Origin of the sequence: Pseudooceanicola sp. (assembly GCF_041987405.1) — a bacterium.
Lineage (GTDB): Bacteria > Pseudomonadota > Alphaproteobacteria > Rhodobacterales > Rhodobacteraceae > Pseudooceanicola.
Genome location: NZ_JBHIWR010000001.1, coordinates 1,032,851 through 1,043,974, shown reverse-complemented (window position 1 = coordinate 1,043,974; position 11,124 = coordinate 1,032,851). Strand labels below are relative to the sequence as shown.

Sequence of the window (11,124 nt, the reverse complement as noted above, 5' to 3'; positions counted from 1 at the left end):
TCAGGTCTCGTGCCAAGCTGGTCTCCATCGCAGATATCAGCTTGAATCACGATTAGTCCGCCCTGTGAATCCTTTTTGTCAACACTACCTAGTCCGCCCTGTGAATCCTTTTTGTCAACACTACCTAAGCTTCCATGAAATGGCCCGGGGCGACCAGCCCCGGGCCGCGCCCGCCTGGGCTCCGCCCGTTCGGGCCTGAAACTCTCCACCGGAGAGTTTCCGAGACGGCCCTCACCCCTCCCCCCGGGAGGGCGCATGTCGACGTCGCCCGCCAAACAACCCGACCAAAATGCTTGCGAGATAAATCGCTCACCAAAAGCGTTGCGAAGCGCCCTCCCAGGGTCGGGCGCTGCCCTCACCGCCAAGCGTCCAGCGCCCCCTGCGCTTCGCGCGTTCGAGGCTGAAACGCTCCGCCGGAGCGTTTCCGGGACGCCTCTCACCCCAGGGTCGGACGCGGCCCTCATCACCAAGCGTCCCGCGCCCCACCCTACACCCACGCGGACTCCGTCCACTGATCAGGCCGTAGGATGGGTGATTTCACCCATCAATCCGGGTCAATGACCTGATCGGCGCCCGGTGGCGCGAGGGGTGACAATCACCCATCCTACGGGTCATCGACTCTCCGTCTCGCCCATGTCCGCCTCACGCCCCGCCGGGAAGCTGCACAACCGGCCGCATGCGCAGGCCGCCTTCACCCGTCCGGCGCGTCCCGCATTCGGTCCTCTACCTTTCACCCGGCCTTCTGGACGGCCTTCCCGGGGCTCCGCCCGTTCGGGCCTCGGTCCGTCCACCGGACGGCCCGCCGCTGCGCGGACCGGCCCTCCCCCTCCGCAAATCCCGTTTCTGCGCTGCAGTACCGACGTGATACCGACGAGATACCGACGTAAAACCGATCCACTTTTCCGCCCCCGCCGTAGACCTTTCGAAGCCCCCGGAGGAAACGCCATGCAGACCCTGACCCTCTATTTCTCCACCGCCGTGATCTTCCTCGGCCTCGATGCGATCATGCTGAAGACCGTCATCCGCCCGGTCTTCGAGACGCGCATCTCGCATCTGCTTCTCGACGACCTGCGGCTCGGACCGGCGGCGGTTTTCTACCTCTTCTACGTGGGCGCGCTGCTCTGGTTCGTGTCGATCCCGGCGCTGCGTGACGGCACGGTTCTGCAGGCGCTGCTCGGGGGGGCTTTGCTGGGCGCAATGGCTTATGGGACCTACGAATTTACCAATTACGCCACGCTCAAGGACTGGGCCCCGCGCATGGTCGTGGTGGACCTGATCTGGGGCACCGTGCTGACCGGCACGGCGGCGGCGGCCGGGGTCTGGATCACCCGGGCGGTGTTCCGGGGCTGACGCCACATCGGACCAATAGTCTTTTGCGTTTTGCCTTCCGGGTGTTAAGCTTTGCCCAAACCGCCAGACGGCACTGACGAGGGCAGACCCATGAAAACACTGATGATCACCGCGGGCCTCGGCCTCTTCGCCATGGCCGCCCCGGCGGCGGCAGATGCGAAACTCTTCCCCTATCCGGCCAGCGCGAACTACTGCCCCCAGGGGCTACAGCCGGTCCAGATGGGCGGCGTGATCTGCTGCGGGGTGCCGAACCAGTCGGTAACTTACTCGCAATATCAGGCACATCCGACCCGCCGGGTCTATCGGGCGCCTTACGACGGCTCCAAATCGCCGCAGGGCTGGGACGGATCGAAATCGCCCCAAGGCTGAGCAGCCCCCACAGACCGAACCACAGGCGCGCCCGCCCGGCGCGCCTTTTTGCATGCCCTATGGGAAAGTCTCTCGCCGGATCGTCATCAAACTGTTACATTGGGGAAAACAAGCAAACAGGCCCCACATGATCCGATCCGCGCTTCTGCTTCTCCTGCTCGCCGCTCCGGCCCTTGCCAGCAACCCGATCGCGGAGGTGCTCTGCGAGCCGACCTCGCGCATGACCGAAAAGCTGACGCGCCAGATGCACAGCCAGCGACAGAACGTAGGATTGCGCGGCCCGGAACAGGTGCTTGAGGTCTGGACGGACAAGCGCGGCGACTGGACGATGGTCATCACCTACGCCAGCGGCCAAAGCTGTATCGTGGCCATGGGCGAAGCCTGGCTCGACACCAAAGCCAAGGACCCGGCCTGAACCGCCCGGGTCAGCGGGTCGGCAGAGAAGCTTTACAAAAGCTTGAGGTCGCCGGCCATCTGTCGGCCATCGCGACCGTCGAGAAGTTCGTAAGCGACTTTCTGGTTGTCAGCGAGGCCGGTCAACCCGGATCGCTCAACCGCGGAAATATGGACGAACACGTCCTTCCCGCCATCCTCCGGTTCGATGAACCCATATCCCTTGGTCGTATTAAACCACTTTACGGTGCCGTTCGGCATGCCGCGTCTCCTTCTGGTACTTCTGTACTTCCCCCGAAAATCCACGGGGGGACCGGGCCGAACTGGACCCGATCCACTCCAGCAGACTGCGGGTGCCATGTAAAAATCAAGCAAAACGGTGATGAATCCGGGCGGAATGTCACCTATGTCATTGCAAATGCCCAAGGGAAGGAAGCTATGAAGCTCTATGGCCTGAAAAATTGCGACAGCTGCCGCGCCGCGCGAAAGGCGCTGCCGGGGGCGGACTTCGTCGATGTCAGGGAATCAGGCGTGGATCCGGCGATTCTCGCCGCCGCTCTCGACACCTTCGGCGAGGCCCTGGTGAATCGCAAATCCACTACCTGGCGCGGCATGGAGGAGGCGGAGCGCAGCCGCCCGCCGCTGGAGCTGCTGGCCGATCATCCGACCCTGATGAAGCGACCCCTGATCGTCGACGGCGACCGCATGACCCTGGGCTGGACCAAGGCCACCCAGGCCGATCTGGGGGTCTGAGCGATGCGGAACGCGGCCTTGATCCTGGGGATGATCGGCGGGTTGATGGGGCTGATCATCGGGGTGTTCAGCTATGGCTACACCGAGGCGATCGACCATTTCGGCGAGGTCGAGGGCCTGTTCGAACAGGTCGCCAATGTGGATGCGATCCGCGCCACCGCAGTCCTGTCGCCGATCCTGGCGCTGGCCGGGGCGGGCATGGCCAAGGTCCGCGCGCTCTGGGGCGGCGCGCTTTTGCTGATCTCGGTTGCGGGGATGTATCTGGGCATGGGGTTCGGCTTCTTCACCCTCTGGCCCATGGCCTTTTGTGGCGTGGCCGGGATCATGGCGCTGGCTGCGGGGAAGCCGGACGAACCGAAGGCGCATTTCTGAAGACCACCCGGTCCAGCGACAGCAGCCCGCCTCCCAGCACCACAAGCGAGGCCAGCAGATAGACCCAGAAGGCCCGCTGATCGAGGATCAGCGCATCCGGCGCCCTGTCGAACCAGGCGCCAAGCGTGCCTTCATGTTCGATGGCCCCGTGGCCGTAGAGGTCGGTCAGGCTCTGCAACACGATGAACCCGATCATTCCAAAGGCCGCCAGCCGGGTCAGCAGGCCCAGCACGACCAGCGCGGGCAGGATGAACTCCGCCCACATGCCCGCCGTGACCACCGCCCAGTGGAACAGTCCGAGATTGTCCAGATTGTACCCCGCCGCCTCGGTCGCCTTGGGAAAGATCTGCGCATAGGCCCCGAGCGAGGGGGAGAAGAGGCCGAACACGCCCGATCCCAGCTTGGTCACTGCCGAGGCCCAGAAATAGGGCAGCAGCACCGCCGCAAAGGTGAACCGCGCCAGCAGCGGCAAGAGGGGCGTGAGGCGGGCGAGGGGGGCTGTCGGATCGGTCATGTCATGCCTCCTGGGCTGGCAACAGGGCCTGGTTCTGCATCAGCAGGGTCAGGATCGGGGTCGGGTCATGGTCGGGCGTCTGCTCGGTTGCGGCCTCCGCAGCCTCCGCCAGGGGGGCGCCACCGGCCAGCGCGTCGAGAAACCCGATATCGCCGGGCGAAAGGAGATGCGGGATCGGGTCATAGTCCGGCCGCAGGATCAGCACATCTTCGGCCCCCGGCTGTGCCTGCGGGGCCGTCGGGTCCAGCGCGCGGTGCCAGATTGACAGCACCGGCCACTCCGACCGCAGAACACGCCGCGACGGCGGCAGGGCGAAACGTGTGGAACCCAGATCCTCCGGCGGGATTGCGGCCAGGGTTTCCGGCGACAGCGCCTCCGCATCCGCGGCGTGGTAACTCTGGCGCAGCGCATATTCCAGCCGCGCCAGATCGCCGATCCAGCGCATCCCCGCCACCTGCGGCGCGGCGTCGAGGAACCCCGGAAGCGCCTCCCCGAACCGCGCCATGAGGGGCGAGGCGGGGGGATGCTGGCGCAGATAGACACCGGCCATGCCCCGGAACATCTCGTCCCCCAGCACCGCATAGCAAGCGGGGAAGCCTTCGATCAGGGCCTCCGTCAGGCTGACGGCAACATTGTTGCGATAGACGGAAAACCGCCGCCCTGCAGGCCGCCCCGCCCCGTCGGTGAGGGAGGCAGGCACCGGCGCGGCGGGGTCCATCATCGCCGCGCGGAAGAGGGTCTGGTCCGTCGTGCTCATGCTGCGGCCAGGGCTGCGGCGCGATCCAGGGCGCGCTGCGCCCGCTCCGCCTCTGCCGCCAGAACGGGCCACTCCGGCACATCCGTATCCCATTCGATCAGCAGCGGGGCCGCGCCCCGCCGCGCCAGCACATCCTCCAGCAATGCCCAGACCGGATCGGCCACTTCGCGCCCGTGGCTGTCGATCAGCAGCGGCGCGCCGTGGTCGTCCTCATCCTCGTCATGTCCGCCCAGATGCAGCTCTCCAACCGCCTCCATCGGGAAATCGGCGACATAGGCGCGGGCGTCGAGGCCGAGGTTTGTGGCCGAGACAAAGACGTTGTTCACATCCAGCAGCAGGCCACAGCCCGTCCGCGCCGCCACCTCGCGCAGGAAATCGGTCTCGCTCATCGTACTTTCGGCAAAGGCGAGGTAGGAGGAGGGGTTCTCAAGCAGCATTCGCCGCCCGATCGCCTCCTGCAATTCGTCGATATGATCGGCGACACGGGTCACGGTCTCGGACGTGTAGGGCAGGGGGAGCAGATCGTTCAGGAAGGCCCCATCATGGGTCGACCAGGCCAGATGTTCGGAAAAGCTGGCCGGGTTCAGCCAGTCGCAGAGGCGTTTCAGCCGCGCCAGGTGGTCCGGATCAAGGCGACCCTCGCCGCCGATCGACAGCCCGACACCATGCACGGAAATGGGAAATCTTTCAGACAGATGGCGCAGCTGCGCCAGGGGGCGACCGCCATCGCCCATGTAGTTCTCGGCATGGATCTCCAGCCAGCCGACGGGGCCGGGGTCAGCCATGATCTCCGCATAGTGCTGCGGTTTGTAGCCGACGCCGGGGGCGGGGGGGAGATGTGTGCTCATGACATGGCTCCTGGTGCCGTGGCGGGGAAAAGCATCGGGGCGGGAGTTTCCTCCCGCCCCCCGCATGAGGCCTCAGCCGTCCATCGGCAGATCGCGATCCAGGGCTTCCATGCTGCCCATCTTGCCGTCGGGCAGCATCACCTTGGTGCCGTCTGCCAGAACCGGCTCCGCGCTTTCGCAGGTGCCTTCCTGAACCAGGGTCCAGGCGTTGCCCTGATAGTCGACCTTGGACGTGCCGGCACAGGTCGTGCCCGGGCCAGCCGCGCAGTCGTTCTTGCCGGCCATGGAAACGCCATAGCACTTCACGTTGTCGGCGGCGGCGGCGGCGGTGGTCATCGCACCGGTTGCGGAAACGGCAGCGGCGAATGCGGTCAGGACAAGTGCCTTGTTGGTCTTCATGGTTTTCCTCCGTTGGAATACGCCCAAATGGCGCTGTGTGAACTGCGGCGCCTGGATGGCGACCGTGCCCCTCCTTTCGCGGCCCGGGTCGGGGATGTTACACGCCTCACGAACGAGTGATGATGTTTACAAATTTTCACGGTTCGCTGTAACGATTGCCCATGGCCCGCGAATGGAGAGGTGAATGACGGATCGCAACGACCGCTGGAGCGATCTGCTGCGCAGGGGCATGCGCGGGGACGGCGCCGCCTATGGCGCCTTCCTGGCCGAAATCACCCCGGTCCTTCGCGGTATCGTCCGTGCCCGCACCGGCGGGGCGGAAGATGGCGAGGACATCGTGCAGGAGGTGCTTCTTGCGGTGCATTCCAAACGTCATACATGGCGAGAGGACGAACCGGTCACGCCCTGGCTCTATGCCATTGCGCGCTACAAGGCGGCCGATGCCGGGCGCCGACGCGGGCGTCAGGGGCCACAGGTGCCGATCGACGATCTGGCCGATGTCCTGCCCGAAGAGGCCGGGGAAACCACGGCGGCCCGCGATCTCGCGGTGCTGCTGGACAGAATAGATGACCGCGCTGCCCGGATTGTCAGGGCCGTCGGGATCGAAGGCCGCAGCGCCGGAGAGATCGGCGTGGAGTTGAACATGAGTGAGGGCGCGGTCCGGGTGGCCTACCACCGCGCCATGGTCCGACTGAAAGACCTGGCCGAAACAGACGCACAGACGACCAACTGACGAAGAGTGACGATGAAGACCGACGACCTCATCACCATGCTGGCCCAGGATGCCGCCCCCCCGCCCGCCGCTCCGCTCGGGCGGCGGGTCGCGCTCGGTCTGGCGCTCGGCTGTGTCGTGGCCCTGGCCCTTTACGGTCTGGCGCTCGGCCCCCGTCCACTGCTGATGGACTACTGGCAGGACCCGCTCGTCCTGGCCAAGACATTGTTGCCGCTGGCCCTTTTTGCCTTCGCGCTGCCGCTCGGCCTGCGCGCGGTCCGGCCGGGCGCGGCGCCGGGTGTGGCGGCGCGGGCGATCTGGGTCGTGCCTGTCGTGCTGGGAGGGCTGGTGGTCTGGACCCTGTTCACCACCCCGCGGGGCGAGCTGTTCTGGGACTGGATCGGCCATTCCATCCCGGTCTGCCTGCCCGCGATCACCGTGCTGTCCCTGCCGATCCTCGCCGGGTTGATCACCGCCCTGCGCCGTGGCGCGCCGGTCGACCCTCAGGCCGCCGGGGCCTTGGCCGGGCTGGCCGCTGCCGGTCTTGCAACGGCGCTCTACTCCACCTTCTGTACCGAAGACAGCCCGCTCTTCTATGCCACCTGGTACACGGTCGGGATCATGTTCACCGCAGGCCTCGGGGCCTGGGCCGGGGGCAAGTGGCTGCGCTGGTAGGTGGCGGGGATGGGTGCGGCGCACCCATCCTACGGGGCACGGTTTGCCCGCCCCGGACTGATGCCGGAGCGGGGGTTTTGCACCCCCAGCCGTTCTGTTTCGTGTGGTTTTCGACGGGATCAAGTCCTTGCCGAGGGCAGCGACCGACCCGAGGGTGGCGCGAAAGCGCCGCCCTGGGGGGCGGGTCGGCGCTGCCCGGCGTTGCCGCCAGGCGGTGCGTTTGATCAGTGTTGCGAGAAAGTCTTCGAAGACTGAACCGACATGACCTCAGCGTGCGCAAGAGCTTGTGTAGGAACCTTCCACATTAGCCAGAACGGCTGGTTTTGCACCCCCGCACCCCCGCAGGATATTTGCAGCAAAAAGAAAGGGGCGACGAAGGTGCCGTCGCCCCTTTGCGTTACTTCAGGTCCGGCGGCGTGGCCTCGTCCTTCAGCCGCGCCACGATCTTGTCCAGCGTCGCGCCGAAGGTCTGTTTTTCGCCCAGCTTGCGGACCGACACCGTGCGCTCCTCGACCTCGCGGCCGCCGCAGGCGAGGATGTAGGGCACCTTGCCAAGCGAGTGTTCGCGGACCTTGTAGTTGATCTTCTCATTGCGCAGATCGACCTCCGCGCGCACTCCGGCGGCCTGGAGCGCCGCGACCACCTCGCGGCAGTAGTCATCCGCATCCGACACGATGGAGGCCACGACCACTTGGCGCGGGGCCAGCCAGACCGGCAGCTTGCCGGCATGTTCCTCGATCAGGATGCCGATGAACCGCTCGAACGACCCGAGCGTTGCCCGGTGCAGCATGAAAGGCCGGTGCTTGTCGCCATCTGCGCCGATATAGCTGGCGCCCAGACGCTCCGGCAGGTTCGGGTCGACCTGGAAGGTGCCGCACTGCCAGACCCGGCCGATCGCGTCGGTCAGGTAGAAGTCCAGCTTCGGCCCGTAGAAGGCCCCGTCGCCGGGTTCCAGCGTGTAGTCACGTCCCACGGCCTTGATCGCGTTTTCCAGCGCGTTCTCGACGTAATCCCAGGATTCCTCGGTGCCGACCCGTTTTTCCGGACGGGTGGCGAACTTGATCTCGAACTCCGGGAAGCCCAGCTCGGCATAGATATCGGCGAGGAAGTCGATGAAACGCGCGCATTCCTCCTGGATCTGATCCTCGGTGCAGAAGATATGGCCATCGTCCTGGGTAAAGCCGCGCACCCGCATGATGCCGTGCAGCGCGCCCGAGGGTTCGAACCGTGCGCAGGAGCCGAACTCCGCCAGCCGCAGCGGCAGGTCGCGGTAGGATTTCAGGCCCTGGTTGAAGACCTGCACGTGGCACGGGCAGTTCATCGGCTTCAGCGCATTGATCCGGGTGTGGTCCTTGTTCTTGGCGGAGGCATCGTCATTCTCGCCATCGCGGCTCTCGTCCACCTCCACGATGAACATGTGGTGCTGGTACTTCTCCCAGTGGCCGGAGGCCTCCCACAGCTTGCGGTCGACGACCTGGGGGGTGTTGACCTCCCGGTAGCCGCCCTTGCGCTGTTTGCGGCGCATGTAGTCCTGCAACTCGGTGTAGACGGTCCAGCCGTTCGGATGCCAGAAGACCTGACCCGGCGCTTCTTCCTGCATGTGAAAGAGGTCCATCTCCCGGCCCAGCTTGCGGTGGTCGCGCTTGGCGGCCTCCTCCAGCATGTTGAGATGCGCCTTGAGGTCATTGCGGTTCTTGAAGGCCACGCCGTAGATCCGCTGCAGCATCGGGCGCGTCGCATCGCCCAGCCAATAGGCGCCCGCGATATGGGTCAGCTTGAAGGCGTCCGCCGGAACCTGGCCCGTCGATTGCAGGTGCGGCCCGCGGCAGAGGTCCTGCCAGTCGCCGTGCCAGTACATCCGGATCGGCTCGTCGCCCGGAATGCGGTCCAGCAGTTCGACCTTGTAGGGTTCGTTCGTGTCTTCGTAATGCTTGCGCGCGCGGGCGCGGTCCCAGACCTCGGTCCGGACGTCATCGCGGGCGTTGATGATCTCCTTCATCTTCGCCTCGATCTGGCCGAGGTCTTCGGGCGTGAACGGCTCCGCCCGGTCGAAATCGTAAAACCAGCCATAATCGCGGACCGGCCCGATGGTGACCTTCACGTCCGGCCAGATCTCCTGCACTGCGCGCGCCATGATATGAGCGAGGTCGTGGCGGATCAGTTCCAGCGCCTGTTCGTCGTCCTGCAGGGTGTGGATCGCGATAGAGGCATCGGCGTCTATCGGCCACTGCAGATCGTAATGCGCGCCGTTCACCGACGCGCTGATCGCCTTCTTGCCAAGCGAGGTGGAAATATCGGCGGCCACCTGGGCCGGAGTGATCCCGGCAGGGACTTGCCGCGTATTTCCATCGGGAAAGGTGAGGGTGATCTGGGACATGTCTGTCCTCCTCGTCAGTTTGGCGCCCACGGAACGCCCGGTTGCGGGTATGTCGGTGCGCCCTAAGTGAATCGCGTCTCGCCGTGAGTCAAGCGGCGAAACCACGAAAATGCGGAAGGCGACTATGACTGCAACAGATGAACATGCCGCGACTTCCGCCGCCGCAACCCGCGCATCGGCCCTGTTCGGCCGTATCTCGGGGGCAGAACACCCCGACCCGAAGGAGGCCCGGAACGGGCTGCGCATCGTCGCGAGCCTGAGCCTGACGAAAGTGTCGGACGGGCTGATCGACCCCAAGCTCGTGCTGAGTTGGCTGATGACCGCGCTTGGCGCCCCCGGCGCCCTGGCCTCGGCCCTTGTCCCGATCCGGGAGGCCGGGGCGCTGCTGCCGCAGGTGGCCTTTGCCGGGCTGGTGGACCGGACCCGGCATCGCAAGCGGATCTGGGCCGCCGGAGCCGTCGGTCAGGGGGTCTCGGCCTTCGGCATCGCGCTGGCGGGCTTGCTGCTGGAGGGCACGGCGGCGGGGCTGGCCATCTGCATCCTGCTGGCATGTCTCGCCGTGTCGCGGGCGGCCTGTTCGGTGTCCACCAAGGATGTGCTGGGCCGCACGGTCGCCGAAACGCGGCGGGGTGCTGTGACGGGGTTGGCGGGCTCCGTCGCCTCGGTCGGCGTTGTGATCTTCGCGCTGCTCCTGGTCTCCGGCCTGTTGCAGGATCGCGGGCCGGTGCTGATCGCCATCGCTTTGGCCGGGGTCTTCTGGCTCTCCGCGGCCGCGATCTTTTCGCGGATCGAGGAGCCGGAGGCGGAGGTGTCCGCCGGTGCGGGCCTTCCCCCGGTCCTGTCGGTTCTGCGGCAGGACCCGCTGCTGCGCCGCTTCATCCTCGTGCGCGGGCTGCTCGTCTCCACCGCGCTCGCCCCGCCGTGGATCGTCGTGCTGACCAGCGAGGGCGGGGACAACCTGCTCAGCGCGCTCGGCGCGCTGGTGCTGGCCTCGGCGGCGGCCTCCTTCGTCAGCTCCTTCGTCTGGGGGCGGCTCGCGGACCGTTCCTCCCGGCTGGTGCTGGCCCTGTCGGGCGGCACCGCTGCGGCGGCACTGGCGATCATGCTGGGGCTTGCGGCGGCGGGCCTGTCCTCCACAGTCTGGGCAGGGCCTGCGGTGCTTTTCGGGCTGATGCTGGCCTATCACGGGGTGCGGCAGGGGCGGTCGACCTATCTCGTCGACATGTCGCCCGAAAGCGACCGGGCCACCTACGCCGCCGTCGCGAACCTCTCGATCGGTCTGATCCTGCTGGCCGTCGGTGCCCTCGGCGGCGGGCTGGGCATGGTCGGCGCCACCTGGGCCCTTGCCGGGTTCACCGCGATGGCCGCCGCGGGAGGCGCGATGGCGATGACGCTGCGGGAGGTCGAGAGCGTTTAGGACAGCAATCATGTTGTTTTAAGATAATTGTCCGCTCAACTCAGGGTCTTATTGCCTCACCGATTATATGTCCCGCCCGGCGGCACGCCGGGCTGCGCCGGTCCGCCCCCGTCGCACCGGAGGTGCGCCGATATTGGGTTAGCACGCCTTTGGCGTGACAGGCGGTGCATTTGCGCCACCCCTCGGAC

Annotated in this window: 14 protein-coding genes; 8 read left to right on the top strand and 6 right to left on the bottom strand. The window is 66.2% G+C overall.

Annotated elements, in window-relative coordinates:
• The first annotated feature begins 945 nt into the window (after positions 1-945).
• From ACFC2Y_RS04700 to ACFC2Y_RS04690, 3 genes are all read left to right on the top strand, one after another.
• Positions 946-1,350: a DUF2177 family protein gene (locus ACFC2Y_RS04700; protein WP_375175208.1), complete on the top strand. Its 405-nt coding sequence runs from the start codon at positions 946-948 to the stop codon at positions 1,348-1,350.
• A 90-nt stretch (positions 1,351-1,440) separates the two neighbouring features.
• Positions 1,441-1,719 (top strand): hypothetical protein, encoded by a 279-nt coding sequence (locus ACFC2Y_RS04695; protein WP_375175209.1) that lies wholly within the window; start codon positions 1,441-1,443, stop codon positions 1,717-1,719.
• A 127-nt stretch (positions 1,720-1,846) separates the two neighbouring features.
• On the top strand, positions 1,847-2,134 hold the full coding sequence (locus ACFC2Y_RS04690; protein WP_375175210.1) for a hypothetical protein: 288 nt from the start codon (positions 1,847-1,849) through the stop codon (positions 2,132-2,134).
• A gap of 32 nt (positions 2,135-2,166) precedes the next feature.
• Here the strand turns inward: ACFC2Y_RS04690 and ACFC2Y_RS04685 are convergent, their stop codons facing one another.
• Positions 2,167-2,373 carry a cold-shock protein gene (locus ACFC2Y_RS04685; RefSeq protein WP_375175211.1) on the bottom strand — a complete coding sequence of 69 codons (207 nt, stop codon included), beginning with the start codon at positions 2,371-2,373 and terminating at the stop codon, positions 2,167-2,169.
• A 177-nt stretch (positions 2,374-2,550) separates the two neighbouring features.
• Here ACFC2Y_RS04685 and ACFC2Y_RS04680 point away from each other — a divergent pair, with 177 nt between their 5' ends.
• Both ACFC2Y_RS04680 and ACFC2Y_RS04675 read left to right on the top strand, forming a co-directional pair.
• Positions 2,551-2,865 carry an ArsC/Spx/MgsR family protein gene (locus ACFC2Y_RS04680; RefSeq protein WP_375175212.1) on the top strand — a complete coding sequence of 105 codons (315 nt, stop codon included), beginning with the start codon at positions 2,551-2,553 and terminating at the stop codon, positions 2,863-2,865.
• A gap of 3 nt (positions 2,866-2,868) precedes the next feature.
• Positions 2,869-3,237: a hypothetical protein gene (locus tag ACFC2Y_RS04675; RefSeq protein ID WP_375175213.1), complete on the top strand. Its 369-nt coding sequence runs from the start codon at positions 2,869-2,871 to the stop codon at positions 3,235-3,237.
• On the opposite strand, the gene ACFC2Y_RS04670 is transcribed toward ACFC2Y_RS04675, so the two are convergent.
• The 4 genes from ACFC2Y_RS04670 to ACFC2Y_RS04655 all read right to left on the bottom strand — a co-directional run bounded on the left by ACFC2Y_RS04670 (position 3,188) and on the right by ACFC2Y_RS04655 (position 5,755).
• Positions 3,188-3,751 carry a DoxX family protein gene (locus ACFC2Y_RS04670; protein ID WP_375175214.1) on the bottom strand — a complete coding sequence of 188 codons (564 nt, stop codon included), beginning with the start codon at positions 3,749-3,751 and terminating at the stop codon, positions 3,188-3,190. The two genes, ACFC2Y_RS04675 and ACFC2Y_RS04670, sit on opposite strands and share 50 nt — an antisense overlap.
• Before the next feature lies 1 nt (position 3,752).
• Positions 3,753-4,508, bottom strand: a complete 756-nt coding sequence (locus tag ACFC2Y_RS04665) for a putative DNA-binding domain-containing protein (RefSeq protein WP_375175215.1) — start codon at positions 4,506-4,508, stop codon at positions 3,753-3,755.
• Positions 4,505-5,356, bottom strand: a complete 852-nt coding sequence (locus ACFC2Y_RS04660) for a DUF692 family multinuclear iron-containing protein (protein WP_375175216.1) — start codon at positions 5,354-5,356, stop codon at positions 4,505-4,507. Before ACFC2Y_RS04660 ends, ACFC2Y_RS04665 begins: the two co-directional genes overlap by 4 nt.
• A gap of 72 nt (positions 5,357-5,428) precedes the next feature.
• Positions 5,429-5,755 (bottom strand): DUF2282 domain-containing protein, encoded by a 327-nt coding sequence (locus ACFC2Y_RS04655; protein ID WP_375175217.1) that lies wholly within the window; start codon positions 5,753-5,755, stop codon positions 5,429-5,431.
• A gap of 184 nt (positions 5,756-5,939) precedes the next feature.
• Here ACFC2Y_RS04655 and ACFC2Y_RS04650 point away from each other — a divergent pair, with 184 nt between their 5' ends.
• Both ACFC2Y_RS04650 and ACFC2Y_RS04645 read left to right on the top strand, forming a co-directional pair.
• On the top strand, positions 5,940-6,488 hold the full coding sequence (locus ACFC2Y_RS04650) for a sigma-70 family RNA polymerase sigma factor (protein WP_375175218.1): 549 nt from the start codon (positions 5,940-5,942) through the stop codon (positions 6,486-6,488).
• Positions 6,489-6,500: 12 nt separating this feature from the next.
• Positions 6,501-7,142 carry an NrsF family protein gene (locus ACFC2Y_RS04645; protein WP_375175219.1) on the top strand — a complete coding sequence of 214 codons (642 nt, stop codon included), beginning with the start codon at positions 6,501-6,503 and terminating at the stop codon, positions 7,140-7,142.
• A 397-nt stretch (positions 7,143-7,539) separates the two neighbouring features.
• Here ACFC2Y_RS04645 and thrS read toward each other — a convergent pair whose 3' ends face one another.
• The gene (thrS, locus tag ACFC2Y_RS04640) at positions 7,540-9,519 is read right to left on the bottom strand and encodes a threonine--tRNA ligase (RefSeq protein WP_375175220.1); all 1,980 of its coding nucleotides are present in this window, start codon (positions 9,517-9,519) and stop codon (positions 7,540-7,542) included.
• A gap of 124 nt (positions 9,520-9,643) precedes the next feature.
• On the opposite strand from thrS, the gene ACFC2Y_RS04635 reads away from it, so the two are divergent.
• Positions 9,644-10,936 carry an MFS transporter gene (locus ACFC2Y_RS04635; protein ID WP_375175221.1) on the top strand — a complete coding sequence of 431 codons (1,293 nt, stop codon included), beginning with the start codon at positions 9,644-9,646 and terminating at the stop codon, positions 10,934-10,936.
• The last annotated feature ends 188 nt before the right edge of the window (positions 10,937-11,124 follow it).

Excerpts from the sequence above, each read along its gene's own strand:
- ACFC2Y_RS04675 (WP_375175213.1), top strand. The coding sequence starts at position 2,869 with ATGCGGAACGCGGCCTTGATCCTGGGGATGATCGGCGGGTTGATGGGG.
- ACFC2Y_RS04695 (WP_375175209.1), top strand. The coding sequence starts at position 1,441 with ATGAAAACACTGATGATCACCGCGGGCCTCGGCCTCTTCGCCATGGCC.
- ACFC2Y_RS04665 (WP_375175215.1), bottom strand. The coding sequence starts at position 4,508 with ATGAGCACGACGGACCAGACCCTCTTCCGCGCGGCGATGATGGACCCC.
- ACFC2Y_RS04700 (WP_375175208.1), top strand. The coding sequence starts at position 946 with ATGCAGACCCTGACCCTCTATTTCTCCACCGCCGTGATCTTCCTCGGC.
- ACFC2Y_RS04685 (WP_375175211.1), bottom strand. The coding sequence starts at position 2,373 with ATGCCGAACGGCACCGTAAAGTGGTTTAATACGACCAAGGGATATGGG.
- ACFC2Y_RS04655 (WP_375175217.1), bottom strand. The coding sequence starts at position 5,755 with ATGAAGACCAACAAGGCACTTGTCCTGACCGCATTCGCCGCTGCCGTT.
- ACFC2Y_RS04670 (WP_375175214.1), bottom strand. The coding sequence starts at position 3,751 with ATGACCGATCCGACAGCCCCCCTCGCCCGCCTCACGCCCCTCTTGCCG.
- ACFC2Y_RS04645 (WP_375175219.1), top strand. The coding sequence starts at position 6,501 with ATGAAGACCGACGACCTCATCACCATGCTGGCCCAGGATGCCGCCCCC.
- ACFC2Y_RS04680 (WP_375175212.1), top strand. The coding sequence starts at position 2,551 with ATGAAGCTCTATGGCCTGAAAAATTGCGACAGCTGCCGCGCCGCGCGA.
- ACFC2Y_RS04635 (WP_375175221.1), top strand. The coding sequence starts at position 9,644 with ATGACTGCAACAGATGAACATGCCGCGACTTCCGCCGCCGCAACCCGC.
- ACFC2Y_RS04650 (WP_375175218.1), top strand. The coding sequence starts at position 5,940 with ATGACGGATCGCAACGACCGCTGGAGCGATCTGCTGCGCAGGGGCATG.
- ACFC2Y_RS04690 (WP_375175210.1), top strand. The coding sequence starts at position 1,847 with ATGATCCGATCCGCGCTTCTGCTTCTCCTGCTCGCCGCTCCGGCCCTT.
- thrS (WP_375175220.1), bottom strand. The coding sequence starts at position 9,519 with ATGTCCCAGATCACCCTCACCTTTCCCGATGGAAATACGCGGCAAGTC.
- ACFC2Y_RS04660 (WP_375175216.1), bottom strand. The coding sequence starts at position 5,356 with ATGAGCACACATCTCCCCCCCGCCCCCGGCGTCGGCTACAAACCGCAG.